Source organism: Pseudomonas sp. LB3P93 (genome assembly GCF_054898025.1).
This window is the reverse complement of sequence record NZ_CM142713.1, coordinates 1,856,902-1,879,812: the sequence shown is the minus strand read 5'-3', so window position 1 is coordinate 1,879,812 and position 22,911 is coordinate 1,856,902. Positions and strand designations below refer to the sequence as shown.

Sequence of the window (22,911 nt, the reverse complement as noted above, 5' to 3'; positions counted from 1 at the left end):
AAGAGCCCCTAACAATCAGGGCAAAGTTGTTGGGGAGTGCACTGGTCAGGTACCCACCACCCAGGGAGTGCGACCCCCAATAAAGCAGGCCCAAAAGCCCCTGGCGGTCGGAGGCCGAGTATAGACAGTTAGGCTACTAATGACAACGCGTTCACCTTCCCCTAATAGCTCATTGCACAAGTTGGATAAAAGGCGTAAATGGCAGTCAATTTCGAGGAAAAAGTCCGGTTAAAGCCTTCTGGAGCAAGACTTTAGGCAAATTGACATTCGAATTTATCTCACTATAGTGGTGCGGGCCCTGCGTGGGGGGTCTGTCTGATGATTTCAAGCATAAATAGGAGGCCACATGGCTGACAAAAAAGCGCAGTTGATCATCGAGGGCGCAGCCCCCGTCGAGCTGCCCATTTTAACCGGCACCGTTGGTCCCGATGTAATCGACGTTCGGGGCCTGACGGCCACGGGCCGTTTCACCTTTGACCCTGGTTTCATGTCGACAGCTTCCTGCGAGTCGAAGATCACCTATATCGACGGCGACAACGGCATTCTGCTGCACCGCGGTTACCCGATCGAACAACTGGCTGAAAAGTCGGACTACCTGGAAACCTGCTATCTGCTGCTCAACGGCGAATTGCCGACCGCAGAACAGAAGGCCCAGTTCGTCAGTACCGTAAAGAACCACACCATGGTTCACGAGCAGCTGAAGACCTTCTTCAACGGCTTCCGTCGCGACGCCCACCCGATGGCCGTCATGTGCGGTGTAGTCGGCGCCCTCTCGGCCTTCTACCACGACTCCCTGGACATCAATAACCCGCAGCATCGCGAAATTTCCGCGATCCGCCTGGTTGCCAAGATGCCGACCCTGGCAGCGATGGTTTACAAGTACTCCATGGGCCAACCCATGATGTACCCGCGCAACGACCTGACGTACGCGGAAAACTTCCTGCACATGATGTTCAACACCCCGTGCGAGATCAAACCGATCAGCCCGGTACTCGCCAAGGCCATGGACCGGATTTTCATCCTCCATGCCGACCACGAGCAGAACGCATCGACGTCCACCGTACGCCTGGCCGGCTCTTCGGGTGCCAACCCGTTCGCCTGTATCGCCGCCGGCATCGCTGCACTGTGGGGCCCTGCCCACGGCGGCGCGAACGAAGCGGTTCTGACCATGCTCGATGAAATTGGCGATGTTTCGAACATCGACAAGTACATCGCCAAGGCCAAGGACAAGAACGATCCGTTCAAGTTGATGGGCTTCGGTCACCGGGTTTACAAAAACCGCGACCCACGCGCTACCGTCATGAAGCAGACTTGCGACGAAGTACTGAAGGAACTGGGTATCAAGCACGACAAGCAACTCGAACTGGCCATGCGCCTGGAAGAGATTGCCTTGACCGACCCGTACTTCATCGAACGCTCGCTGTACCCGAACGTCGACTTCTACTCGGGGATCATCCTCAAGGCGATCGGCATTCCAACCAGCATGTTCACCGTGATCTTCGCCTTGGCGCGGACTGTCGGCTGGATCTCCCACTGGAAAGAAATGCTTTCCAGCCCGTACAAGATTGGCCGTCCGCGCCAGTTGTACACCGGCTACGAGTCGCGTGATATCACCAAGCTGGAAGACCGCAAATAAGACCTGTCTTGCGATAACGTCTTAAGTTGTACCGGGAACGGCCTCTATTTATATAGGGGCCGTTTTTGTTTGTGCGGCCTCAGAAGACTCAGCGGCCTGAGGGCCGACTGGGTTTTTGGTTGGGTGCATATCCGTTTCTGCGGAATGGCTACTTATGGTTTCGCTCTTACAGCGACTCACTTTTTCAGACGCCAAAAAGGAACCAAAAGGCTTCGCCCCGGCGTACGGCGCCTCGCTGAGGCTCCGCGTTCCCTCGCTACGGTGTCCATCAGGGGGCATCGCCTACGGTCTGCTTCGCGACGACCTCCTCTCGATGTGTGCGGCTTCGCCGCACGGCGCTTCGCGCCTAACCCCCTGATGAACACCTACGCTCGGCCTGCCGAAGGGGCGAAAGATCAAGATCAAGATCAAGATCAACGTCAAAAGCCAAAGCCAAAGCCAAAGCCAAAGCCAAAGCCAAAGCCAAAGCCAAAGCCAAAGCCAAAGCCAAAGCCAAAGCCAAAGCCAAAGCCAAAGCCAAAGCCAAAGCCAAAGCCAAAGCCAAAGCCAAAGCCAAAGCCAAAGCCAAAGCCAAAGTATCCTCACACCTGTAGGAGCGAGCCTGCTCGCGATGGCGGCAGTTCGATCAACATTGCTTTGCCTGACAAACCGCCATCGCGAGCAGGCTCACTCCCACAGTGGATTGATGTACACCTTCAAGAAATTGGTCGGCTGTCAGGCCGCCTTCGCGTGCAAGCCTCGCTCCTACAAAATGCAAGCAGAGCAGCGCAGAGCTTTTGCTTCTCACCACTCATCAGGCCGAGCGTTAGCTCGCCTTCAGCTTTTGATCTTGATCCACCCGCCCCTTTCGGGAGGCTGAGTGGAGGTGTTCATCCGGGGAGTGGCGCGCAGCGCCGTTCGACGCAGTCGAACACGCTGCATGTAGGTGCAGCGAAGCCAACCGGAGGGCAGTGTCCCCGGATGGATACCGGAGCGAAGGTACACCGAGCCCAGGCGAGGGGCCGGACGCTTGGGGCGAGCGTTTTTTTGCTTACTTTTTTTAGGCGCTTGTAAAAAAAGTGAGTCGCCGTAAGGGCGAAACCGCCAGCCACCGTTACCGCAGGAATGGATATGTACCCGGAAAGCAAGAACATGGTCGGCTATCAGGCCGCCATCGCTGGCAGGCCAGCTCCCACAGAGTCAACGCCGAGCCCAATAAAAAATGCCCCGATCTCTCGACCGGGGCATTTTTCGTTTAACGCAACTTACACAGACAACCCCGAAGCCTTAGTGAGAAACCGCCCCACTCGCCCCCAACCCAGTCTGCGAACGAACAAACTGCGGGAAGAACAACGCACGCTCTTTAACGCCAGCCGCGGACTTGTCAGTGATCGAGAAGAACCAGATCCCGATAAACGCAATGGCCATCGAGAACAGCGCTGGGTACTCATACGGGAAGATAGCCTTCTCGTGATGCAGGATCTGCACCCAAATGGTTGGCCCAAGTACCATCAAACCTACGGCACTCACCAGACCCAACCAGCCACCGATCATCGCACCGCGAGTGGTCAGCTTCTTCCAGTACATGGAAAGCAGCAGCACCGGGAAGTTACAGCTCGCCGCGATGGAGAACGCCAGGCCTACCATGAACGCGATGTTCTGGCTTTCGAACAGAATGCCCAGACCGATCGCCAGCACCGCCAAAGCGATGGTGGTGATTTTCGAGACACGGATCTCGTCCTTCTCGTTGGCCTTGCCTTTCTTGATCACGCTGGCATACAGGTCGTGAGACACCGCCGAAGCACCGGCCAGGGTCAAACCGGCAACTACTGCCAGAATGGTCGCGAACGCTACCGCCGAGATGAAGCCCAGGAAAATACTGCCACCCACCGCGTTGGCCAAGTGCACCGCCGCCATGTTGTTACCGCCCAACAGCGCGCCAGCCGCATCTTTAAAGGCCGGATTGGTGCTGACCAGCAGGATCGCGCCGAAGCCGATGATGAAGGTCAGGATGTAGAAGTAGCCAATGAAGCCGGTTGCATACAACACGCTCTTGCGAGCTTCCTTCGCGTCACTCACGGTGAAGAAGCGCATCAGGATGTGCGGCAGGCCTGCGGTACCAAACATCAGTGCCAGGCCGAGGGAGAACGCGGAAACCGGATCTTTCACCAAACCGCCCGGGCTCATGATCGCTTCGCCTTTGGCGTGAACCTTGATCGCCTCGGAGAACAGGGTGTTGAAGTCAAAGTTGACGTGTTTCATCACCATCAGTGCCATGAACGAGGCACCGGACAGCAACAGCACTGCCTTGATGATCTGCACCCAAGTGGTCGCCAGCATGCCGCCGAACAGCACGTACATGCACATCAGGACGCCAACCAGGATCACTGCTACGTGATAATCCAGACCGAACAGCAACTGGATCAGTTTGCCGGCACCGACCATTTGCGCGATCAGGTAGAACGCCACCACCACCAGCGAACCGCATGCAGACAGCGAGCGAATCTGGGTTTGCCCAAGGCGATAGGACGCCACATCGGCAAAGGTGTACTTACCCAGGTTACGCAGGCGCTCGGCGATCAGGAACAGAATGATCGGCCAGCCCACCAGGAAGCCGATCGAGTAGATCAGGCCGTCGTAGCCGGAGGTGAACACCAGGGCGGAAATACCCAGGAAGGACGCCGCGGACATGTAGTCACCGGCAATCGCCAGACCATTCTGGAAACCGGTGATCTTGCCGCCAGCCGCATAGTAGTCGGCCGCCGAGTTGTTTTTCTTGGAGGCCCAGTAGGTGATATACAAAGTCGCGCCGACGAACGCCACGAACATCAGAATCGCGGCGACGTTCAACGGTTGTTTCTGAACGGCGCCGGTCAGGGCTTCAGCCGCCCAGGCACCCGGTGCGAAGGCTGCAACACTCAATAAAGCCAATAGACGCCGGATCATTGCTGAGCCTCCTTGAGAATCAGATTGTTCAGGTCGTCGAATTCGCCATTGGCGCGTCGTACGTAGATCGCAGTCAGGACAAAGGCCGAAAGAATCAGCCCGACACCAATCGGTATCCCCCAGGTAATCGAAGATTCGGGGCTGATTTTCGCCCCCAGAATATGCGGCCCGTAAGCAATCAAAAGGATGAATCCGGAGTAAAGCCCAAGCATGATCGCTGAAAGAATCCAGGCGAACTTTTCTCGCTTACTAACCAGCTCCTTGAAGCGCGGGCTGTTTTGAATCGAGAGGTAAATGCTGTCGTTCATTGTTTTTATCCTCGCAGCACAGATTAAAGTTGGAACGTTATCCACTCTATGCGGCTGCGGAACAGGTTCCAGACGACCTTAGTATTAGAACGACATGACAGAATCGCCATTTCCCAGCATCCACTAAACAATGTGGGAGTGAGCTTGCTCGCGATTGCAGCGTGTCAGTCAACATCAATATCGACTGATACACCGCAATCGCGAGCAAGCTCGCTCCCACAGGGTAAGCAAAAAAGCCGCTTGGCGGTTATGCCAAGCGGCCTTTAGAGGTGCTGACCAGAGGCGTCAGCTCAAATCATTTGGTCCAGTCTGCAACGCGTTCCGGGTGTTTGGCCACCCAGTCCTTGGCGGCAGCTTCAGGCTTGGCGCCATCTTGAATCGCCAACATGACTTCGCCGATTTCGTCTTTCGACGCCCATTGGAAGTTCTTCAGGAACTTGGCCACTTCCGGTGCCTTGGTTGCCAATTCTTTGCTGCCAATGCTGTTCACGGTTTCAGCCGCGCCATAAACGCCTTTCGGGTCGTCCAGGAAGCGCAGTTTCCACTTGGCGAACATCCAGTGCGGCACCCAACCGGTCACAGCAATGGATTCGTTTTTCTTCTCGGCACGGGTCAGCTCGGCAATCATGCCGGCGCCGGAACTGGCCTTGAGTTGATACCCGGTCAGGTCGTAGTCCTTGATTGCCTGCTCGGTCTTGAGCATCACACCTGAACCTGCGTCGATGCCGACGATGCGCTTTTTGAAGCTGTCATCGGTTTTCAGGTCATCAAGGGTTTTAGCCTTGACGTACTCCGGCACGATCAAGCCGATTTTTGCATCCTTGAAGTTAGGACCGTAATCGACGACTTGATCCTTGTTCTTGGTCCAGTAGTCGCCGTGGGTCACTGGCAGCCAGGCGGACAGCATGGCGTCGAGTTTGCCGGTGGCTACGCCCTGCCACATGATCCCGGTGGCGACGGCTTGCAGTTTCACGTCATAACCCAGCTTCTGCTTGATCACTTCGGCGGCCACATGCGTGGTCGCGACGCTGTCGGACCAGCCGTCAACGTAACCGATGCTCAGGGTTTTGCTCTCGGCATTGGCCATAGTGGAGCCAATCGCAAGCACCAGAGCGGCACCGGCGCCTAAAAGTCGTCGCATCTTCATCGTTACTTCCCCGAAAGTGCTGCGCTCGACGGGTGCCGAGTCGCGTCAACGTATTGTTATGGTGCACAGCGCCCCCATCACGCCCACCGCAAACTCGTTAGAACATCAGCGTGGTTTATCTATGAGAGCACTGATGCGTCGATAATCAACCTGACGCCAACCGGGACCTGTGCTGTCAGCGACCTCAAGGCATCGAGAAACGACATCAGAACGCCATTAATCACGACCGCCTCGGATGCGCCTGACAATCCGCCCAAACTTTGCATGTCAAAATTATGCAAGGGCCCTAGCGCGGGGCAAATGCAGGTAACATGCCCGGCTTTGCTCCCAGACGGCCTGACCATGCCCGCGACATCCCGCTTTCCTTTTCTGGCTTATCTTTTCGCGTGTCTGCTGGGGCTGTTTGCCCTTGGCGGCTTCTGGTACGGGCTCGGCAAACCGGTGATTCTGCCGGACGTAGCCAGCGCGACGCACAAGCTGCAATGCGCCTCCTACACCCCGTTTGACAAGGACCAGTCGCCGTTCGACGTGCCGTTCAAGTTGCGCCCCGAGCGCATGGACGCCGACCTCGCGCTGCTGGCCAAAAGCTTCGAATGCATCCGCACCTATTCCATGACCGGCCTCGAGGCCTTGCCCGATCTGGCGCGCAAACATGGTCTGAAGCTGATGATCGGCGCCTGGGTCAACAGCAACCCGGTGGACACCGAGAAAGAAGTCGACCTGCTGATCGCCTCGGCCAACGCGAATGCGGACGTGGTGACCTCGGTGATCGTCGGCAACGAAACCCTGCTGCGCAAGGAAGTCACCGGTGCGCAGTTGGCGAAGCTGATCAACAAAGTCAAAAGCCAGGTCAAGCAACCGGTCACTTACGCGGACGTCTGGGAGTTTTGGCTCAAGCACCCGGAAATCGCCCCGGCGGTGGATTTCCTGACCATCCATTTGCTGCCGTACTGGGAAGATGATCCCTCGAACATCGACGCCGCGTTGCAGCATGTGGCGGAAGTGCGTCAGGTGTTCGGCAACAAATTTGCTCCCAAAGACGTGGTGATTGGCGAAACCGGCTGGCCGAGCGAAGGCCGTCAACGCGAAACCGCCTTGCCGAGTCGGGTTAACGAAGCCAAGTTCATTCGCGGCTTTGTTGTCATGGCCGAGCAGCAAGGCTGGCATTACAACCTCATCGAAGCCTTCGACCAGCCATGGAAACGTGCCAGCGAAGGTGCGGTCGGCGGTTACTGGGGGCTGTTCGATGCTGATCGTCAGGACAAGGGCGTGCTGGCCGGTCCCGTGTCGAACGTGCCGTACTGGTCGCAGTGGCTGGCCGTTGGCGGCTTGATCTTCCTGGGCACGCTGTTCCTTGGCGGGCGTGTACGCACCACGCGCGCGGCATTGGTGCTGCCGCTGCTCGGCGCGCTGGCGGCTTGCTCGATTGGCGCCTGGGGCGATCTGGCGCGTGTCACCACGCGGTTTACCAGTGAATGGTTGTGGGTAGCGTTGCTGACAGGGTTGAATCTGCTGGTGCTGGCACACGCCGCGCTGACGCTGAGCGCCCGCACTGGCTGGCGTGAACGGGCGTTCAATGCACTGGAACGTCGAGCGGGCTGGCTGGTCGCTGTGGCAGGTTTTGCGGCGGCGGTGATGATGCTGGAGCTGGTGTTCGATCCGCGCTATCGCAGCTTCCCGAGTGTCGCGTTCATCCTGCCGGCGCTGGTTTACCTGTGCCGCCCGGTGAGCGTCCCGCGCCGTGAAATCGCCCTGCTGACCTTTGTCATCGGCGCCGGCATTGCACCGCAGCTGTATCAGGAAGGATTGCAGAACCAGCAGGCTTGGGGTTGGGCGGTGGTGAGTGTGTTGATGGTGGCGGCGTTGTGGCGCAGTTTGCGGGTTCGCAAGGGCTGATCTTCAGCGCGGCTACCGGCCTCATCGCGGGCAAGCCACGCTCCCACAGGGTTCTTCAGCGAATACAGATTTTGTGTACGACAAAGATCCTGTGGGAGCGTGGCTTGCCCGCGAAGACTGACTCTCAGGCGCTACGAGACGCCCTGACTAGACGCAACCCCGCAATCACCACCGCAAAAACAGCCAAAGTAGTGTTGTACAACGCCAGCGCCGGAAACCCGAACACCAGCGCCAGCACCGCCAGCCACCATCCGGCCCGGCCCGGCACCACAAAACCGATGATCGCGGCGGCCAATGCGGCGAAGCCCAACACCTTGAAGTGAATCATCAAACCCAGGTTCGAACGAATCTGGCATTCCCAGCGGCTCGCCTCGTCCACGCAGAGGCCAACCCACTGCGCATCCTCCATAAAGCCATAACGCGCGCCATAACTGGCGGCCAGCCATAACGGCAGCAGAACTAGCAGCAGAATCACAGGCAGACGGCGGGACATGTAGCACTCCAATAAACGAAAACGGCGGCCAGCTTAATCCCCCGACAGCGCTAAGCAAACGCGCTTAACAGATAACTGGTCACGAAATAGCTGCAAAGTGTATCGTCCAGCTACTATTGATCCGAAATTCGCCCTGATTGGTGCCGCAGCATGGCACTTTGGCGCAAACCCCGTGGTCATAGCCTGCGAACTTCATTCGGCACCTTCCTCTAAGGGATCTAGTCATGCTCCGTTCCTTGCGCTTCGCCGCCCTGTTTGGCGGCCTTATCTTGAGTGCGTCCGCACTGGCGGTCGATATCGACGCTGCCAGTTATGGCTACCCCTTGACCAACCCGTTCGAGGCGACCATCGCCACGACTCCGCCGGACCTGCGTCCGGAGTTGCCGCTGGACGACGACATCGATCAGCAGACACGCAGCGTGACTCTGCGCCCGGAGCGTGCATTCGAACTGCCGGACAACTTCTGGCCGGTAAAAAAACTGACTTACCGCATCGCCACGCAGGACAAGGCAGCCCCGCTGATCTTCCTGATCGCCGGCACCGGCGCGCGTTATGACAGCAGCCACAACGAGTACCTGAAAAAGCTCTACTACAAGGCCGGCTACCATGTGGTGCAACTGTCGTCACCCACCAGCTTCGACTTCATGAGCGCGGCGTCACGCTTTGCCACACCGGGCATTACCAAGGAAGACGCCGAAGACATGTACCGGGTGATGCAGGCCGTGCGGGCGCAAAACCCGAACGTCGCTGTCACCGATTACTACCTGACCGGTTACAGCCTCGGTGCGCTGGACGCAGCATTCGTCGCGCACCTGGACGAAACCCGCCGCAGCTTCAACTTCAAGAAAGTCTTGCTGCTCAACCCGCCGGTCAACCTCTACACCTCGATCACCAACCTGGACAAGCTGGTCCAGACCGAGGTCAAGGGCATCAACAACAGCACCACCTTCTATGAACTGGTGCTGAACAAACTGACCCGCTACTTCCAGCAAAAAGGCTACATCGACCTCAACGATGCTCTGCTCTACGACTTCCAGCAGTCCAAGCAGCACCTGACCAACGAACAGATGGCCATGCTGATCGGCACCTCGTTCCGCTTCTCGGCGGCCGACATTGCCTTCACCTCGGACTTGATCAACCGTCGTGGCCTGATCACCCCGCCGAAAACCCCGATCACCGAAGGCACCAGCCTCACGCCGTACCTCAAGCGTGCGCTGCAGTGCGACTTCGACTGCTACATCACCGAACAAGTGATCCCGATGTGGCGTGCACGAACCGATGGCGGGAGCCTGCTGCAACTGATCGATCAGGCCAGCCTGTACGCCTTGAAGGATTACCTGCATGACAGCCCGAAAATCGCTGTCATGCACAACGCCGACGACGTGATCCTCGGCCCTGGCGACCTCGGCTTCCTGCGCAAGACCTTCGGCGATCGTTTGACCGTTTATCCACTGGGCGGCCATTGCGGCAACCTTAATTACCGCGTCAACAGCGACGCCATGCTGGAGTTCTTCCGTGGCTAAATACCTCCTGCTAATCGCAGCGTTACTCTGTGCAGGCGTCGCCAATGCCGACAACAGCAAAGCCAACGCACCGGTTGTTATCGACAGTGACGGCTTCAAAGAGCCACTGAGCAAGCTCAAGTTCAACCCGGGGCTGGATCAGCGCGAGTTCGAACGCTCCACGCTCAATGCGCTGAACGTCTACGACCCGCTGGAAGAGTGGAACCGCCGGGTTTATCACTTCAACTATCGCTTCGACCAATGGGTGTTCCTGCCGGTGGTCGACGGTTATCGCTACATCACCCCGAGTTTCCTGCGCACCGGCGTCAGCAACTTCTTCAATAACATCGGCGATGTGCCGAACCTGATGAACAGCCTGCTGCAATTCAAAGGCAAGCGCTCGATGGAAACCACCGCGCGCCTGCTGCTCAACACCACCATCGGCATCGCCGGCCTGTGGGACCCGGCCACCGCCATGGGCCTGCCGCGTCAAGCCGAAGACTTCGGTCAGACCCTGGGCTTCTACGGCGTACCGGGTGGCGCTTACTTCGTGTTGCCGATCCTCGGCCCTTCGAACATCCGCGACACAGGCGGCCTGGTGGTGGACTTCAGCGCCGAATCGGCGATCAACTTCCTGAACGTCTCCGAAGTCAGCTCCAACCATCCTGAAGTCTGGGCCCTGCGCGGCGTCGACAAGCGCTACCAGAACAGCTTCCGCTACGGCCAGCTGAACTCGCCGTTCGAGTACGAGAAAGTGCGTTACGTGTACACCGAGTCACGCAAGTTGCAGATTGCCGAGTAAATTCGGCGGCAACAAAAAAGGCCATTCGATGCAGATCGAATGGCCTTTTTTATGAGGTCTATCAAACACCAAAAATCACCTGTGGGAGATTCTATGTTGCCCGACAACCCTGAATTCTCAGGCTGACAGGTATTCGCTCTGATTTTTCATCAGGGCAAATGCCACTCGACAGAGCTTTCGGGCCAAGGCGACCAAGGCCTGGGTTTTCGAGAAGCCTCTAGCCAGGTATGCCTCGTAAAACGGCTTCCATTTAGACGAGCGACACGCCGCCATTGCGGCGTTGTAAGCCAAACGACGAACCTCCGGATCTCCTTTTTTGGTCAGGTACCGCCGCCCATTCTTCTTGCCGGAGTCGTCGACTGCCAAGTCCATTCCCAGGAATGCGATGAACGCATCGCTGTTCGCAAAATCACCCCGCATAAAAGTCGTCGCCAACCCCGTTGCGGTCAATTCCCCAACACCTTCTATGGCTTTGCAGCGATCAATATTCTCTTCAATCCCTGCCTCTTTGCTGACCTTGCGCAGCAGTTTCTGAATAGCCTGATCCGCTTGCTTGAACGCCTTCTGCTGAGCGGCCTGCACTTTCTTCAACAAGGGTTCATGGGCCCAACTCAACATCAGCCCAGCATGGTTCTGGATCAGCGTTGCACGTCTATGGAGAAGGCTTTTCAGTGAGCTGTAGGCCTTGGGTGGCGGGCTCCAGACCCGCAGTTTGTTTTGTTCACTCTCCAAGTAACGCGCCAGCAAACGCGCATCGCAGGGATCATTCTTGGCTCGTTGGCCGACGCCACGGCGGTAATGACTTACCCGATAAGCATCCACCACGTAGACCTGATGACCCATTTCATGAGCCAACTCAACCGTGTCCAGGTGGTAAATGTTGGTGGCTTCAACGGCAATAGCGCTTTGGGCGGGCAGGGTTTTAAGCCAACGTTTAAGGGTGGTTCGATCGTTCTTAATGTCTTGAATGATTTGCAGGTCGGTGCGATAGACAGCAATTTGGGCCTTGGCGATATCGATACCAACAACCGTCTGCGAAGTAAGGATTGTCATGACAAATCCTCGGAGCTAGGGTTTAAGTGCTTGTTGGGGTCTACCGTTGCGCTGGCTTGTCTCTATCGTCGGTTTACCGATGAATTCCTTATCGGCGCTTTGGGTAGAAGGGGCGGGACGAGAAGTCTCCCACGGTCTGTACTGGTCAGAGTCAGAATCGAGTCTGTAGTCCCGCCCACCCCTTCAAGTCTAAACATACAAGCGAGCCTGCTCGCGATGAGGCCAGCGCAGTTAACATCTATGCTGACTGACATACCGCTATCGCGAGCAGGCTCGCTCCCACATTTTTGGACAGAGTCCGGCTTCAGCCTTTCAGCGCCTTATAGATTTTGCTGACCAACATCACACCCGCCAACACCACCGCACCCGCCACAATCCCCGCCACCGCATTCAGCAACGTCGGCACGATAAACCCGGCACCGCCCGCCCCTGCGCTGACGCTTTCAATCCAGTGATGAACCACCGGCACGCCATGGGTCAGAATCCCGCCACCCACCAGGAACATTGCCGCCGTACCAATCACCGACAGACTTTTCATCATGTAAGGCGCGGCACGCAAAATCCCGCCGCCGATGCTTTTGGCCATCTGCCCGGGCTTCTGGGTCAGCCACAGGCCGAGATCATCGAGTTTGACGATGCCCGCGACCAGGCCATAGACGCCGATGGTCATGACAATGGCGATGCCCGACAGCACGATGACCTGCTGGGTCAACGACGCATCCGCCACGGTGCCAAGGGTGATGGCGATGATTTCCGCCGACAGAATGAAGTCAGTGCGGATAGCGCCCTTGATCTTGTCTTTCTCGAACGCCACCAGATCGACCGCCGGATCGGCCACGGCCTCCACCAGCTCTGCATGTTCGGCCTGATCTTCAGCCTTGCTGTGCAGGAATTTGTGGGCGAGTTTCTCGAAACCTTCGAAACACAGGTAGGCGCCACCGACCATCAACAACGGCGTGACCAGCCACGGGATGAACACGCTGATTGCCAGCGCCGACGGCACCAGGATCAGTTTGTTTAGAAACGACCCCTTGGCTACGGCCCAAACGACCGGTATTTCCCGCTCGGCACGCACACCGCTGACCTGCTGGGCATTGAGCGCCAGATCGTCACCGAGCACGCCGGCGGTCTTCTTGGCGGCCATTTTGGTCATCAACGCCACATCGTCGAGAACGGCCGCGATGTCGTCGATCAGCACCAGCAAACTGCTTCCTGCCATGAATCAGGTTTCCTTCTTGAATGAATGCCGCGCAGCATAGCGCGGCCGAGCGCCGCACGGGGCATTCTTGAGCGCCGCGCGAGCCCGGTGCTACCATGCGCAACCGCCAGAACAGGCAAGGAACCCCCTGGTTTATGAGCACTATCCGCGAGCGCAACAAAGAACTGATCCTGCGTGCCGCCAGTGAAGAATTTGCGGACAAGGGCTTCGCTGCGACCAAAACCAGTGACATCGCAGCCAAGGCGGGACTGCCCAAGCCCAACGTCTACTACTACTTCAAATCCAAGGAAAACCTCTACCGCGAGGTCCTGGAAAGCATCATCGAGCCCATATTGCAGGCCTCGACGCCGTTCAACGCCGACGGTGTGCCCAGTGAAGTGCTGAGCGGCTACATCCGCTCGAAAATCCGCATCTCCCGCGACTTGCCCTTCGCCTCCAAAGTGTTCGCCAGCGAAATCATGCACGGCGCCCCGCACCTGAGCGCCGACCTGGTCGAACAGCTCAACGGCCAGGCCAAGCACAACATCGACTGCATCCAGACCTGGATCGACCGCGGCCAGATCGCCCCGATCGACCCCAACCACCTGATGTTCAGCATCTGGGCCGCGACGCAGACGTACGCCGACTTTGACTGGCAGATCACCGCCATCACGGGCAAGGCCAAGCTGGATGAAGAGGACTATGAAGCGGCGGCGCAGACGATTATTCGGTTGGTGCTGAAGGGGTGTGAGCCGGATAGGTAGACCCCGGTGAATTCATCGCTAGCAGGCTAGCTCCCACATTGGATCTGTGGCGTTCACCAATCCCCTGTGGGAGCTAGCCTGCTAGCGATGAAGGCAACTCGATTTCAGCTCAAACCCAAACAGCGTCCCACAGCGAATAGTCGCCAAGCTTTTCCACCAACCCAGCCCGCAACGGGTTGGCCACGACATACCGCGCCAATTTCACCAAATCCTCTTCCCGCCGCAGTGCACGGTCATGAAAGCCTTTCTGCCAAAGATTATCCTTGCGGCCAATGAACTGATTCACCGCTTTAGTGCTCAGTGATTTGGTCTTTTGCATCAGGTCACCCAACGATCCCTGCTGTAACTCGACCAACCAATGGAAATGATCGGGCATGACAACCCAGGCCAGTGAATTCGCGATGCCTTGATCCTGAGCGCAGCGAAATTGATTAACCACCACTCTACCCAAGGTGAAGTCTTTGAATATTGGCTTTCGGTCATGTGTATTGGTAGTCAGAAGGTAAATCCGACTGGATTCGGCATAACGGCCGATGCGCAAGCGATTTGAAGCGGGTAGATCAGGCATTCCTTTGCCCCTTGCATGATTAATTCATCTGGAAGGCTAGACCTGATATCACCCAAGGGCGGGGCAGACATTTAGCTGGATGTGTCTGGTAGTCCGTCATCGCTAGCAGGCTAGCTCCCACACTGGATCTCTGTGAACACAAAATTCGCGCTCGACAAACATCCCCTGTGGGAGCCAGCCTGCTGGCGATGGCGATAGATCAATCAATACAAAATCAAGCCGTCACCCCCGCATCCGCCCGCAACCCCACCGCCTCAATCGCACTGATCGCACATTGCTCGTCAACATCCGACAGATCCCCGCTGATCCCCACTGCCCCCAGCACGTTCCCGTCCTGATCCCGAATCAACACACCGCCCGGTGCTGGCACGACGCTGCCCTGCCCCAGGCTGTTTAGTGCGGCGAAGAAGGCCGGGCGTTGTTGGGCGTCCAGCGCCAGCAGGCGTGAGCCTTTGCCCAGGGCGATGGCGCCCCAGGCTTTGCCGATGGCGACCTGCGGGCGCAGCAGGCTGGCGCCGTCTTCGCGTTGCAGGGTAATCAAGTGTCCGCCGGCATCCAGGACCGCGATGGTCAGTGGAGCCGCCGAGATAGCACGCCCTGCGGTGATGGCCTGATTGATCAGGTTGACTGCAACTTTCAAGGTTAAAGCGCTCATGGTGCCGTCCTCATTTTGTTATAGGGAAAGCTGTTGGGCTGCGCGGAAGGTCTCACGCTTGCGTCGCAGTCCGATGCAACAAATAGAACACAATGAGTTATTTTTTTGTATACAATAATTCTCGAAAAGCGCCGCATGCGACGAAAAGCCACAGCAGCACGGGCTTCCGACGAATGAAACAGTCGCTTGAGAAAATGGATTGACCTGCGCCGTCCGCCGTGAATACACTCTGCGCAAAGCCACTTGTATACAATTACAAAACGTAAGAGGCACAAAACAATGAGCAAAATGAGAGCAATCGAAGCCGCCGTTCTGGTGATGCGCCGTGAAGGGGTTGATACCGCTTTTGGCATCCCGGGCGCCGCGATCAACCCGCTGTACTCCGCCTTGCAGAAGGTCGGTGGCATCGATCACGTCCTCGCGCGCCACGTTGAAGGTGCCTCGCACATGGCCGAGGGCTACACCCGCACCAAGGCCGGCAACATCGGCGTGTGCATCGGCACCTCCGGCCCGGCCGGCACCGACATGGTCACCGGGCTCTACAGCGCCTCGGCCGACTCGATCCCGATTCTGTGCATCACCGGGCAAGCCCCCCGCGCCCGTATGCACAAGGAAGACTTCCAGGCCGTCGACATCACCACCATCGTCAAGCCAGTGACCAAGTGGGCAACCACCGTCATGGAGCCTGGCCAAGTGCCGTATGCGTTCCAGAAAGCCTTCTACGAAATGCGCTCCGGCCGCCCAGGCCCGGTGCTGATCGACCTGCCGTTCGACGTGCAGATGGCCGAAATCGAATTCGACATCGACGCCTACCAGCCACTGCCGCTCGCCAAGCCGACCGCTAACCGCGTGCAAATCGAGAAGGCCCTCGCCATGCTCGATCAGGCAGAGCGCCCACTGCTGGTTGCCGGTGGCGGCATCATCAATGCCGACGCCAGCGATTTGCTGGTGGAGTTCGCCGAGCTGACCGGTATTCCGGTCATCCCGACCCTGATGGGCTGGGGCACGATTCCGGACGATCACCCATTGATGGTCGGCATGGTGGGCTTGCAGACGTCGCACCGCTACGGCAACGCGACCCTGCTGAAATCAGACGTGGTATTGGGCGTCGGTAACCGTTGGGCCAACCGTCATACCGGTTCGATCGACGTGTACACCGAGGGCCGCAAGTTCATTCACGTCGACATCGAACCGACGCAAATCGGCCGCGTGTTCAACCCGGACCTGGGCATCGTTTCCGACGCCGCTGCCGCGCTGACCGTGTTCATCGAAGTCGCTCGCGAATGGCAAGCCGCCGGCAAGCTGAAAAACCGCAGTGCCTGGCTGCAAGACTGCCAGCAGCGCAAAGCCAGCCTGCAACGCAAGACTCACTTCGACAACGTGCCGGTCAAGCCGCAACGCGTTTACGAAGAGATGAACCAGGTGTTCGGCAAGGACACGTGCTACGTCAGCACCATCGGTCTGTCGCAGATTGCCGGCGCGCAGTTCCTGCACGTCTACAAGCCGCGTCACTGGATCAACTGCGGTCAGGCCGGCCCGTTGGGCTGGACCATTCCGGCAGCGCTGGGCGTGGTCAAGGCCGATCCGACCCGCAAGGTCGTGGCGTTGTCCGGCGACTATGATTTCCAGTTCATGATCGAAGAGTTGGCGGTGGGCGCGCAGTTCAAGCTGCCGTACATCCACGTTGTGGTAAACAATTCGTACCTGGGGCTGATTCGTCAGGCTCAGCGCGGTTTCGACATGGACTACTGCGTGCAGCTGTCCTTCGATAACCTGAACGCTCCGGAACTCAACGGTTACGGTGTCGACCACGTCGCGGTTGCCGAAGGCCTCGGCTGCAAGGCGCTGCGTGTGTTCGAACCGGGTCAGATCCAGCCTGCATTGCGCAAGGCTCAGGAGCTGATCGAAGAGTTCAAGGTGCCGGTGATCGTCGAGATTATTCTGGAGCGTGTGACCAACATTTCCATGGGCACCGAGATCAACGCCGTCAACGAATTCGAAGACCTGGCGCTGGTCGGCAACGATGCGCCAACCGCGATTTCGTTGCTGGACTAACAGCTGATTGATGATCGTTCCCACGCTCTGCGTGGGAATGCAGCCCGGGACGCTCCGCGTCCCAAAGCGGACGCAGAGCGTCCATTGAGGCATTCCCACGCAGAGCGTGGGAACGATCCCAACAAACATTAACAGGAGACCACCATGCCGCGTTTCGCAGCCAACCTGTCCATGCTGTTCACTGAGCAGGATTTTCTTGCCCGTTTCGAAGCGGCCGCCAAGGCCGGTTTCAGTGGTGTCGAGTACCTGTTCCCCTACGATTTCAGCTCCGCCGAGATCAAGGCCAAGCTCGACGCCAACGGCCTGACCCAGGTGCTGTTCAACCTGCCGGCCGGTGACTGGGCCAAGGGCGAACGCGGTATCGCGTGCCTGCCGGACCGGGTTGAAGAGTTCCGCGCCGGTGTCGATCTGGCGATCGCTTACGCACAAGTGCTGGGCAACACCCAAGTCAACTGCCTGGCCGGTATTCGTCCACAAGGCGTCGACGATGCCACCGTGGAAAAAACCTTCGTCGCCAACCTCAAGTACGCCGCCGACAAGCTGCAAGCGGCGGGCATCAAACTGGTGATGGAAGCGATCAACACCCGCGACATCCCGGGTTTCTACCTGAACAACACGGCGCAAGCCCTGTCGATTCGCGAACAGGTCGGCAGCGCCAACCTGTTCCTGCAATACGACATTTACCACATGCAAATCATGGAGGGCGACCTGGCCCGCACCCTGCAATCGCACTTGGGCGAGATCAACCATGTGCAGTTGGCGGACAACCCAGGACGCAACGAACCGGGCACCGGTGAAATCAACTACCGCTTCCTGTTCGAACACCTCGACCGCATTGGTTATCAGGGTTGGGTCGGTTGCGAATACAAGCCGCTGACCACCACGGAAGCGGGTCTGGGCTGGCTCAAGACCCATAACGCGATCTGAACGAACAACACAAAACCCTGTGGGAGCGGGCTTGCCCGCGATGGCGGTAGCACACCAGACAAAGATGTTGCCTGACCTACCTCCATCGCAGGCAAGCCAGCTCCCACATGAATCTGCTGCGTCCCCAAGACTGCATTGCCGCATCGGAACATGCGTCAAATAAAGAGGAATTTCTCATGGCTAAAATCGGATTTATCGGCACCGGCATCATGGGCCACCCAATGGCGTTGAACCTGCAGAAAGCCGGTCACAGCCTGTTCCTGTCGGCGCACCACGACGCCGCGCCTGCCGACCTGATCGCCGCTGGCGCCGTCGCACTGGCGAACCCGAAAGAAGTCGCCCAGGAAGCTGAAGTCATCATCATCATGGTGCCGGATACCCCGCAGGTTGACGACGTGCTGTTCCGCGCCGACGGCGTTGCGGCTGGCGTGGGCAAAGGCAAAATCGTCATCGACATGAGCTCGATCTCGCCGACCGCCACCAAAGCCTTCGCGGCCAAGGTCAACGAAAAAGGCGCGCAGTACCTCGACGCGCCAGTGTCCGGCGGTGAAGTCGGCGCCAAGGCGGCGACCCTGAGCATCATGGTCGGCGGTGATGCCGATGCCTTCGAACGCGTGCTGCCGCTGTTCCAGGCCATGGGCAAGAACATCACCCTGGTCGGTGGTAACGGCGACGGTCAGACCGCGAAAGTGGCGAACCAGATCATCGTGGCGCTGAACATCCAGGCTGTGGCCGAAGCCCTGCTGTTCGCCTCTAAAAACGGTGCCGATCCAGCCAAGGTGCGTGAAGCGCTGATGGGCGGTTTCGCTTCGTCGAAGATCCTCGAAGTGCACGGCGAGCGCATGATCAAAGGCACCTTCGACCCGGGCTTCCGCATCAGCCTGCACCAGAAGGACCTCAACCTGGCCCTCGCCGGCGCGCGCGAGTTGGGCATCAACCTGCCGAACACCGCCAATACCCAGCAAGTGTTCAGCACCTGCGCGGCCATCGGCGGCAGCAACTGGGACCACTCGGCGCTGATTAAAGGCCTGGAACACATGGCGAACTTCTCGATTCGCGATAAGTAAGCAAGCCTTGCATAAAACCTGTGGGAGCTAGCCTGCTAGCGATGAAATCAACGCGGTGTGTCTGATAGACCTCGGCGTCTGAATCGCTAGCAGGCTAGCTCCCACAGGGAACCGAGTCGCCCTCCAAATAACAAGAAATCCGGGAGCCCGCCATGTCGGTCAATCCGCAACAATTCCTGCGCGAGCTGTTTGCCACAGCCATCGACGCGGCCCATCCGCAGCAAGTCCTCGAAGCCCATTTGCCCAAAGATCGCAGCGGTCGGGTGATCGTCATTGGCGCCGGCAAAGCCGCGGCCGCCATGGCTCAGGTCGTCGAGCGTTGCTGGCAGGGTGAAGTGTCCGGTCTGGTGGTGACACGATACGGTCACGGCGCCCCGTGCGAAAAAATCGAAGTCGTCGAAGCCGCTCACCCGGTGCCTGACGCGGCCGGTCTAGCCGTCGCAAAACGTGTATTGGACCTGGTCAGCAACCTGACCGAAGACGACCGCGTAATCTTCCTGCTCTCGGGTGGCGGTTCTGCGTTACTGGCCCTGCCTGCTGCCGGCATCACGCTGGCCGACAAGCAGTCGATCAACAAAGCCCTGCTCAAATCCGGCGCCACCATCGGCGAGATGAATTGCGTGCGCAAGCACCTCTCGGCGATCAAGGGCGGCCGCCTCGGCAAGGCCTGCTGGCCGGCCACTGTTTATACCTACGCGATTTCCGATGTGCCGGGCGACCTCGCCACGGTCATCGCCTCCGGCCCCACCGTGGCCGACCCGAGCACCTCGGCCGAAGCCCTGGCGATTCTCAAACGCTACGGCATCGACGTTCCGGCCTCGGTACGCAACTGGCTGCAGAGCCCGGAATCGGAGACGGTCAAACCCGGCGATCCGAGCCTGGCGCGCAGCCATTTCCAGTTGATCGCCCGCCCCCAGCAATCGCTTGAAGCCGCTGCGGTGAAAGCCCGTCAGGCTGGTTTCAGTCCGCTGATTCTCGGCGACCTCGAAGGTGAATCCCGCGAAGTGGCCAAGGTTCACGCCGGCATCGCGCGGCAAGTGGTCTTGCATGGCCAACCGTTGGCGGCGCCGTGCGTGATTTTGTCTGGCGGCGAAACCACCGTCACCGTGCGCGGCAATGGCCGTGGCGGACGCAACGCCGAATTCCTGCTCAGCCTCACAGACAGCCTCAAAGGCCTGCCCGGCGTCTACGCCCTGGCCGGCGACACCGATGGCATCGACGGCTCCGAAGACAATGCCGGCGCCATCATGACCCCGGACAGCTACGCCCGCGCCGCCGCCCTCGGCTTGAGCGCCAGCGACGAGTTGGACAACAACAATGGCTACGGTTATTTCGAGGCGCTGGACGCACTGATCGTCACCGAACCGACCCGCACCAACGTCAATGACTTCCGCGCCATCCTGATCCTTGAGAGCCCTAAAAATGACGCCTGACAAGAAGGTTAAAATCCTCGCCACCCTCGGCCCTGCCACCGACGGGATCGACGACATCCGTGAGCTGGTGCAGGCCGGGGTCAACATCTTTCGCCTGAACTTCAGCCATGGCGATCACGCCGACCATGCTCAGCGTTATCAGTGGATTCGTGAAGTCGAGCGCCAGCTGAATTATCCGCTGGGCATTCTCATGGACCTGCAAGGCCCGAAACTGCGGGTCGGCAAGTTCGCCGAGGGTAAGGTGCAACTGCACCGCGGCCAGGCCCTGCGCCTGGATCTGGACCCGACGCCGGGTGACGAGCGCCGGGTCAACTTGCCCCACCCGGAAATCATCGCCGCGCTTGAACCCGGCATGGACCTGCTGCTGGACGACGGCAAGCTGCGCCTTCGCGTGGTCACCAAGTACGCCGATGCGATCGACACCACCGTGCTCAACGGCGGCGAGCTCTCGGATCGCAAAGGGGTGAACGTGCCGCAAGCGATGCTGGAACTGAGCCCGTTGACCGCCAAGGATCGTCGCGACTTGAGTTTCGGTCTGGAGCTGGGTGTGGACTGGGTCGCGCTGTCGTTTGTGCAACGTCCGGAAGACATCCGCGAAGCCCGCGAACTGATCGGCGACAAAGCGTTTTTGATGGCCAAGATCGAGAAGCCGTCGGCGGTGACTCAGCTACGGGAAATCGCCGAGTTGAGCGACGCGATCATGGTCGCTCGCGGTGATCTTGGCGTCGAAGTACCGGCCGAAAGCGTGCCGCAGATTCAGAAAAACATCATCAGCCTCTGCCGCGAACTCGGCAAACCGGTGGTGGTGGCGACGCAGATGCTCGAATCGATGCGCTTCTCCCCTGCCCCGACCCGCGCCGAAGTCACTGATGTGGCCAACGCCGTGGCCGAAGGCGCCGATGCGGTAATGCTGTCGGCCGAAACCGCGTCCGGCGAATACCCGCTGGAAGCCGTGCAGATGATGAGCAAGATCATTCGCCAGGTGGAAAACGGTCCGGATTATCAGGCGCAACTGGACGTGAGCCGGCCGAAGGCTGAGGCGACTGTTTCTGACGCGATCAGCTGCGCGATCCGCCGCATCAGCAATGTGCTGCCGGTGGCGGTGCTGGTGAATTACAGCGAGTCGGGGACATCGAGCCTGCGTGCGGCGCGGGAACGGCCGACGGTGCCGATCCTGAACCTGACGCCGAACCTGCAGACCGCGCGCCGCTTGACCGTGGCGTGGGGCGTGCATTCGGTGGTCAATGATCGGCTGCGGCAGGTGGATGAGGTGTGCTCGACGGCGCTGGAGATTGCGCAGGCGCAAGGAATGGCGCAGCGCGGGGACACCTTGTTGATCACCGCGGGTGTGCCGTTTGGGCAGCCGGGGTCGACTAACTCTTTGCGAATAGAAACCCTTATCTAACCCACAAGATGATCGTTCCCACGCTCCGCGTGGGAATGCAGCCCGGGACGCTCTGCGTCCCAAGAGCAGACGCAGAGCGTCCATTGAGGCATTCCCACGCAGAGCGTGGGAACGATCTGTACACGGTTTAACTGAAACACCACAGACTTCATCATGCCTGCCAACCACTTCAACTCCCACTGCCCCGATTGGGCGACTGCCCTGCTCAACGGCTTCAGCCAGATCTTCCTCCAGCGCCATCCGCTGTGCGGTCTGCTGTGCCTGTTGGCGATTCTTTTCACCGCACCCACCCTGCTCGGCGGTGCGCTGCTGGGCGGTGTCGCCGGGTTGCTCACCGCGCAGCGTCGCGGCTATGCCAAGGCTGATCGTCAGGCCGGGCTGTTCAGTTACAACGGTGTCTTGCTCGGCCTGCTGCTGAGCCTGTATTTCCCCTGGTCCGCGCTGTTGCCGCCGCTAATCATCGCTGCCGGAGGACTGAGCGCGATGTTCACTCAACAGTGGCTCAAACGCGTCCGGGTCAGCCACTACCTGCCTGCCTATACGGCGCCTTTCGTGGGGCTGGGCTGGTTGCTGCTGTGCTTCGCCACGCCCTCGACCAATGCGCACTTGATCGAAATCAGCACGCTGAACATGCTCGCCGCCCCCCTGAAAGGCCTCGGCCAGGTAATGTTCCTCGGTCATCCGCTAGCCGGTGCGATGATTGCCGCGGGGTTGCTGATCGCTGATCGCCGCGCCTTCTGCTGGGCGTTGTTGGCGTCTGCCGCGGGCATGGGCTGGAGCATGTTGCATCACGACTTCTATAGCGCATTGATCGGCCTCGGTGGCTATAACGCCGTACTCGCCGCCCTCGCCTTCAGCTCGCAGCGCCAGAAACCCTGGCTGCCGCTGATCGGTATTGCATCCGCGCTGTTGCTGACGCCGGTGTTTGCCACCATCGGTCTGCCAACGCTGACCGCGCCGTTCATCCTCGCCTGCTGGCTGATTCGCACGGTTGTTCAAATGCTCGGCAAGACCCCTGTCGCCCGTACGCCTTGCACTCTGGAGGAGAATCAACCTAGGCTTCGCTGATCATTGGTT

The 22,911-nt window shown here is 58.9% G+C and carries 20 protein-coding genes; 11 read left to right on the top strand and 9 right to left on the bottom strand.

Annotated features, from left to right (window positions below; all coding sequences use genetic code 11):
• Positions 1-346 precede the first annotated feature (346 nt).
• Positions 347-1,636, top strand: coding sequence for a citrate synthase (gene gltA, locus ACYZT8_RS08360; RefSeq protein ID WP_010456856.1), 1,290 nt, complete (start codon positions 347-349; stop codon positions 1,634-1,636).
• A gap of 346 nt (positions 1,637-1,982) precedes the next feature.
• On the opposite strand, the gene ACYZT8_RS08355 is transcribed toward gltA, so the two are convergent.
• From ACYZT8_RS08355 to ACYZT8_RS08340, 4 genes are all read right to left on the bottom strand, one after another.
• Positions 1,983-2,210 carry a hypothetical protein gene (locus ACYZT8_RS08355; protein WP_461980304.1) on the bottom strand — a complete coding sequence of 76 codons (228 nt, stop codon included), beginning with the start codon at positions 2,208-2,210 and terminating at the stop codon, positions 1,983-1,985.
• A 692-nt stretch (positions 2,211-2,902) separates the two neighbouring features.
• Positions 2,903-4,561 (bottom strand): cation acetate symporter, encoded by a 1,659-nt coding sequence (locus ACYZT8_RS08350; RefSeq protein ID WP_461957846.1) that lies wholly within the window; start codon positions 4,559-4,561, stop codon positions 2,903-2,905.
• A complete protein-coding gene (locus tag ACYZT8_RS08345; RefSeq protein WP_131061562.1) occupies positions 4,558-4,869 on the bottom strand; it encodes a DUF485 domain-containing protein in 312 nt (103 codons plus the stop codon). The genes ACYZT8_RS08350 and ACYZT8_RS08345 overlap by 4 nt, the downstream gene beginning before the upstream one ends.
• A gap of 295 nt (positions 4,870-5,164) precedes the next feature.
• Positions 5,165-6,016 carry a glycine betaine ABC transporter substrate-binding protein gene (locus ACYZT8_RS08340; protein ID WP_131061563.1) on the bottom strand — a complete coding sequence of 284 codons (852 nt, stop codon included), beginning with the start codon at positions 6,014-6,016 and terminating at the stop codon, positions 5,165-5,167.
• Positions 6,017-6,316: 300 nt separating this feature from the next.
• Between ACYZT8_RS08340 and ACYZT8_RS08335 the strand changes: the two genes are divergently transcribed.
• Positions 6,317-7,912, top strand: coding sequence for a glycoside hydrolase family 17 protein (locus ACYZT8_RS08335; RefSeq protein WP_461980303.1), 1,596 nt, complete (start codon positions 6,317-6,319; stop codon positions 7,910-7,912).
• A 124-nt stretch (positions 7,913-8,036) separates the two neighbouring features.
• Here ACYZT8_RS08335 and ACYZT8_RS08330 read toward each other — a convergent pair whose 3' ends face one another.
• Complete coding sequence (locus tag ACYZT8_RS08330) at positions 8,037-8,405, bottom strand: hypothetical protein (protein WP_461980302.1); 369 nt, start codon at positions 8,403-8,405, stop codon at positions 8,037-8,039.
• Between the two features lie 224 nt (positions 8,406-8,629).
• Between ACYZT8_RS08330 and ACYZT8_RS08325 the strand changes: the two genes are divergently transcribed.
• Positions 8,630-9,928 carry a serine/threonine protein kinase gene (locus ACYZT8_RS08325; RefSeq protein ID WP_461957842.1) on the top strand — a complete coding sequence of 433 codons (1,299 nt, stop codon included), beginning with the start codon at positions 8,630-8,632 and terminating at the stop codon, positions 9,926-9,928.
• The gene (locus ACYZT8_RS08320) at positions 9,921-10,709 is read left to right on the top strand and encodes an MlaA family lipoprotein (RefSeq protein ID WP_461980301.1); all 789 of its coding nucleotides are present in this window, start codon (positions 9,921-9,923) and stop codon (positions 10,707-10,709) included. The genes ACYZT8_RS08325 and ACYZT8_RS08320 overlap by 8 nt, the downstream gene beginning before the upstream one ends.
• A 117-nt stretch (positions 10,710-10,826) precedes the next feature.
• Here the strand turns inward: ACYZT8_RS08320 and ACYZT8_RS08315 are convergent, their stop codons facing one another.
• Positions 10,827-11,762 carry an IS110 family transposase gene (locus ACYZT8_RS08315; protein WP_461980300.1) on the bottom strand — a complete coding sequence of 312 codons (936 nt, stop codon included), beginning with the start codon at positions 11,760-11,762 and terminating at the stop codon, positions 10,827-10,829.
• Positions 11,763-12,066: 304 nt separating this feature from the next.
• Positions 12,067-12,981: a DUF808 domain-containing protein gene (locus tag ACYZT8_RS08310; RefSeq protein WP_461980299.1), complete on the bottom strand. Its 915-nt coding sequence runs from the start codon at positions 12,979-12,981 to the stop codon at positions 12,067-12,069.
• A 134-nt stretch (positions 12,982-13,115) separates the two neighbouring features.
• Between ACYZT8_RS08310 and ACYZT8_RS08305 the strand changes: the two genes are divergently transcribed.
• Positions 13,116-13,724 carry a TetR/AcrR family transcriptional regulator gene (locus ACYZT8_RS08305; protein ID WP_414906045.1) on the top strand — a complete coding sequence of 203 codons (609 nt, stop codon included), beginning with the start codon at positions 13,116-13,118 and terminating at the stop codon, positions 13,722-13,724.
• A gap of 109 nt (positions 13,725-13,833) precedes the next feature.
• Here ACYZT8_RS08305 and ACYZT8_RS08300 read toward each other — a convergent pair whose 3' ends face one another.
• Together ACYZT8_RS08300 and ACYZT8_RS08295 are read right to left on the bottom strand one after the other, a co-directional pair.
• Positions 13,834-14,292, bottom strand: a complete 459-nt coding sequence (locus ACYZT8_RS08300) for an REP-associated tyrosine transposase (protein WP_461980298.1) — start codon at positions 14,290-14,292, stop codon at positions 13,834-13,836.
• A gap of 214 nt (positions 14,293-14,506) precedes the next feature.
• The gene (locus ACYZT8_RS08295) at positions 14,507-14,947 is read right to left on the bottom strand and encodes a GlcG/HbpS family heme-binding protein (protein WP_131061571.1); all 441 of its coding nucleotides are present in this window, start codon (positions 14,945-14,947) and stop codon (positions 14,507-14,509) included.
• Between the two features lie 279 nt (positions 14,948-15,226).
• Here ACYZT8_RS08295 and gcl point away from each other — a divergent pair, with 279 nt between their 5' ends.
• The 6 genes from gcl to ACYZT8_RS08265 all read left to right on the top strand — a co-directional run bounded on the left by gcl (position 15,227) and on the right by ACYZT8_RS08265 (position 22,902).
• Positions 15,227-17,002 carry a glyoxylate carboligase gene (gcl, locus tag ACYZT8_RS08290; RefSeq protein WP_461980297.1) on the top strand — a complete coding sequence of 592 codons (1,776 nt, stop codon included), beginning with the start codon at positions 15,227-15,229 and terminating at the stop codon, positions 17,000-17,002.
• Between the two features lie 144 nt (positions 17,003-17,146).
• Positions 17,147-17,929 (top strand): hydroxypyruvate isomerase, encoded by a 783-nt coding sequence (gene hyi, locus ACYZT8_RS08285; RefSeq protein ID WP_008026777.1) that lies wholly within the window; start codon positions 17,147-17,149, stop codon positions 17,927-17,929.
• A gap of 176 nt (positions 17,930-18,105) precedes the next feature.
• Positions 18,106-18,996 carry a 2-hydroxy-3-oxopropionate reductase gene (locus tag ACYZT8_RS08280; RefSeq protein ID WP_461957834.1) on the top strand — a complete coding sequence of 297 codons (891 nt, stop codon included), beginning with the start codon at positions 18,106-18,108 and terminating at the stop codon, positions 18,994-18,996.
• Positions 18,997-19,148: 152 nt separating this feature from the next.
• Positions 19,149-20,429, top strand: a complete 1,281-nt coding sequence (locus ACYZT8_RS08275) for a glycerate kinase type-2 family protein (protein WP_461957833.1) — start codon at positions 19,149-19,151, stop codon at positions 20,427-20,429.
• On the top strand, positions 20,419-21,834 hold the full coding sequence (gene pyk / locus ACYZT8_RS08270) for a pyruvate kinase (protein WP_461980296.1): 1,416 nt from the start codon (positions 20,419-20,421) through the stop codon (positions 21,832-21,834). The genes ACYZT8_RS08275 and pyk overlap by 11 nt, the downstream gene beginning before the upstream one ends.
• A 153-nt stretch (positions 21,835-21,987) precedes the next feature.
• Positions 21,988-22,902 carry an urea transporter gene (locus tag ACYZT8_RS08265; RefSeq protein ID WP_461980295.1) on the top strand — a complete coding sequence of 305 codons (915 nt, stop codon included), beginning with the start codon at positions 21,988-21,990 and terminating at the stop codon, positions 22,900-22,902.
• Positions 22,903-22,911 lie beyond the last annotated feature (9 nt).

What these genes read in the sequence shown, in the direction of transcription:
- gltA (WP_010456856.1), top strand. Translation starts at nt 347, where the DNA reads ATGGCTGACAAAAAAGCGCAGTTGATCATCGAGGGCGCAGCCCCCGTC.
- ACYZT8_RS08305 (WP_414906045.1), top strand. Translation starts at nt 13,116, where the DNA reads ATGAGCACTATCCGCGAGCGCAACAAAGAACTGATCCTGCGTGCCGCC.
- gcl (WP_461980297.1), top strand. Translation starts at nt 15,227, where the DNA reads ATGAGCAAAATGAGAGCAATCGAAGCCGCCGTTCTGGTGATGCGCCGT.
- ACYZT8_RS08280 (WP_461957834.1), top strand. Translation starts at nt 18,106, where the DNA reads ATGGCTAAAATCGGATTTATCGGCACCGGCATCATGGGCCACCCAATG.
- ACYZT8_RS08345 (WP_131061562.1), bottom strand. Translation starts at nt 4,869, where the DNA reads ATGAACGACAGCATTTACCTCTCGATTCAAAACAGCCCGCGCTTCAAG.
- ACYZT8_RS08335 (WP_461980303.1), top strand. Translation starts at nt 6,317, where the DNA reads ATGCAGGTAACATGCCCGGCTTTGCTCCCAGACGGCCTGACCATGCCC.
- pyk (WP_461980296.1), top strand. Translation starts at nt 20,419, where the DNA reads ATGACGCCTGACAAGAAGGTTAAAATCCTCGCCACCCTCGGCCCTGCC.
- ACYZT8_RS08275 (WP_461957833.1), top strand. Translation starts at nt 19,149, where the DNA reads ATGTCGGTCAATCCGCAACAATTCCTGCGCGAGCTGTTTGCCACAGCC.
- ACYZT8_RS08295 (WP_131061571.1), bottom strand. Translation starts at nt 14,947, where the DNA reads ATGAGCGCTTTAACCTTGAAAGTTGCAGTCAACCTGATCAATCAGGCC.
- ACYZT8_RS08325 (WP_461957842.1), top strand. Translation starts at nt 8,630, where the DNA reads ATGCTCCGTTCCTTGCGCTTCGCCGCCCTGTTTGGCGGCCTTATCTTG.
- ACYZT8_RS08300 (WP_461980298.1), bottom strand. Translation starts at nt 14,292, where the DNA reads ATGCCTGATCTACCCGCTTCAAATCGCTTGCGCATCGGCCGTTATGCC.
- ACYZT8_RS08350 (WP_461957846.1), bottom strand. Translation starts at nt 4,561, where the DNA reads ATGATCCGGCGTCTATTGGCTTTATTGAGTGTTGCAGCCTTCGCACCG.
- hyi (WP_008026777.1), top strand. Translation starts at nt 17,147, where the DNA reads ATGCCGCGTTTCGCAGCCAACCTGTCCATGCTGTTCACTGAGCAGGAT.
- ACYZT8_RS08340 (WP_131061563.1), bottom strand. Translation starts at nt 6,016, where the DNA reads ATGAAGATGCGACGACTTTTAGGCGCCGGTGCCGCTCTGGTGCTTGCG.
- ACYZT8_RS08310 (WP_461980299.1), bottom strand. Translation starts at nt 12,981, where the DNA reads ATGGCAGGAAGCAGTTTGCTGGTGCTGATCGACGACATCGCGGCCGTT.
- ACYZT8_RS08315 (WP_461980300.1), bottom strand. Translation starts at nt 11,762, where the DNA reads ATGACAATCCTTACTTCGCAGACGGTTGTTGGTATCGATATCGCCAAG.
- ACYZT8_RS08330 (WP_461980302.1), bottom strand. Translation starts at nt 8,405, where the DNA reads ATGTCCCGCCGTCTGCCTGTGATTCTGCTGCTAGTTCTGCTGCCGTTA.
- ACYZT8_RS08265 (WP_461980295.1), top strand. Translation starts at nt 21,988, where the DNA reads ATGCCTGCCAACCACTTCAACTCCCACTGCCCCGATTGGGCGACTGCC.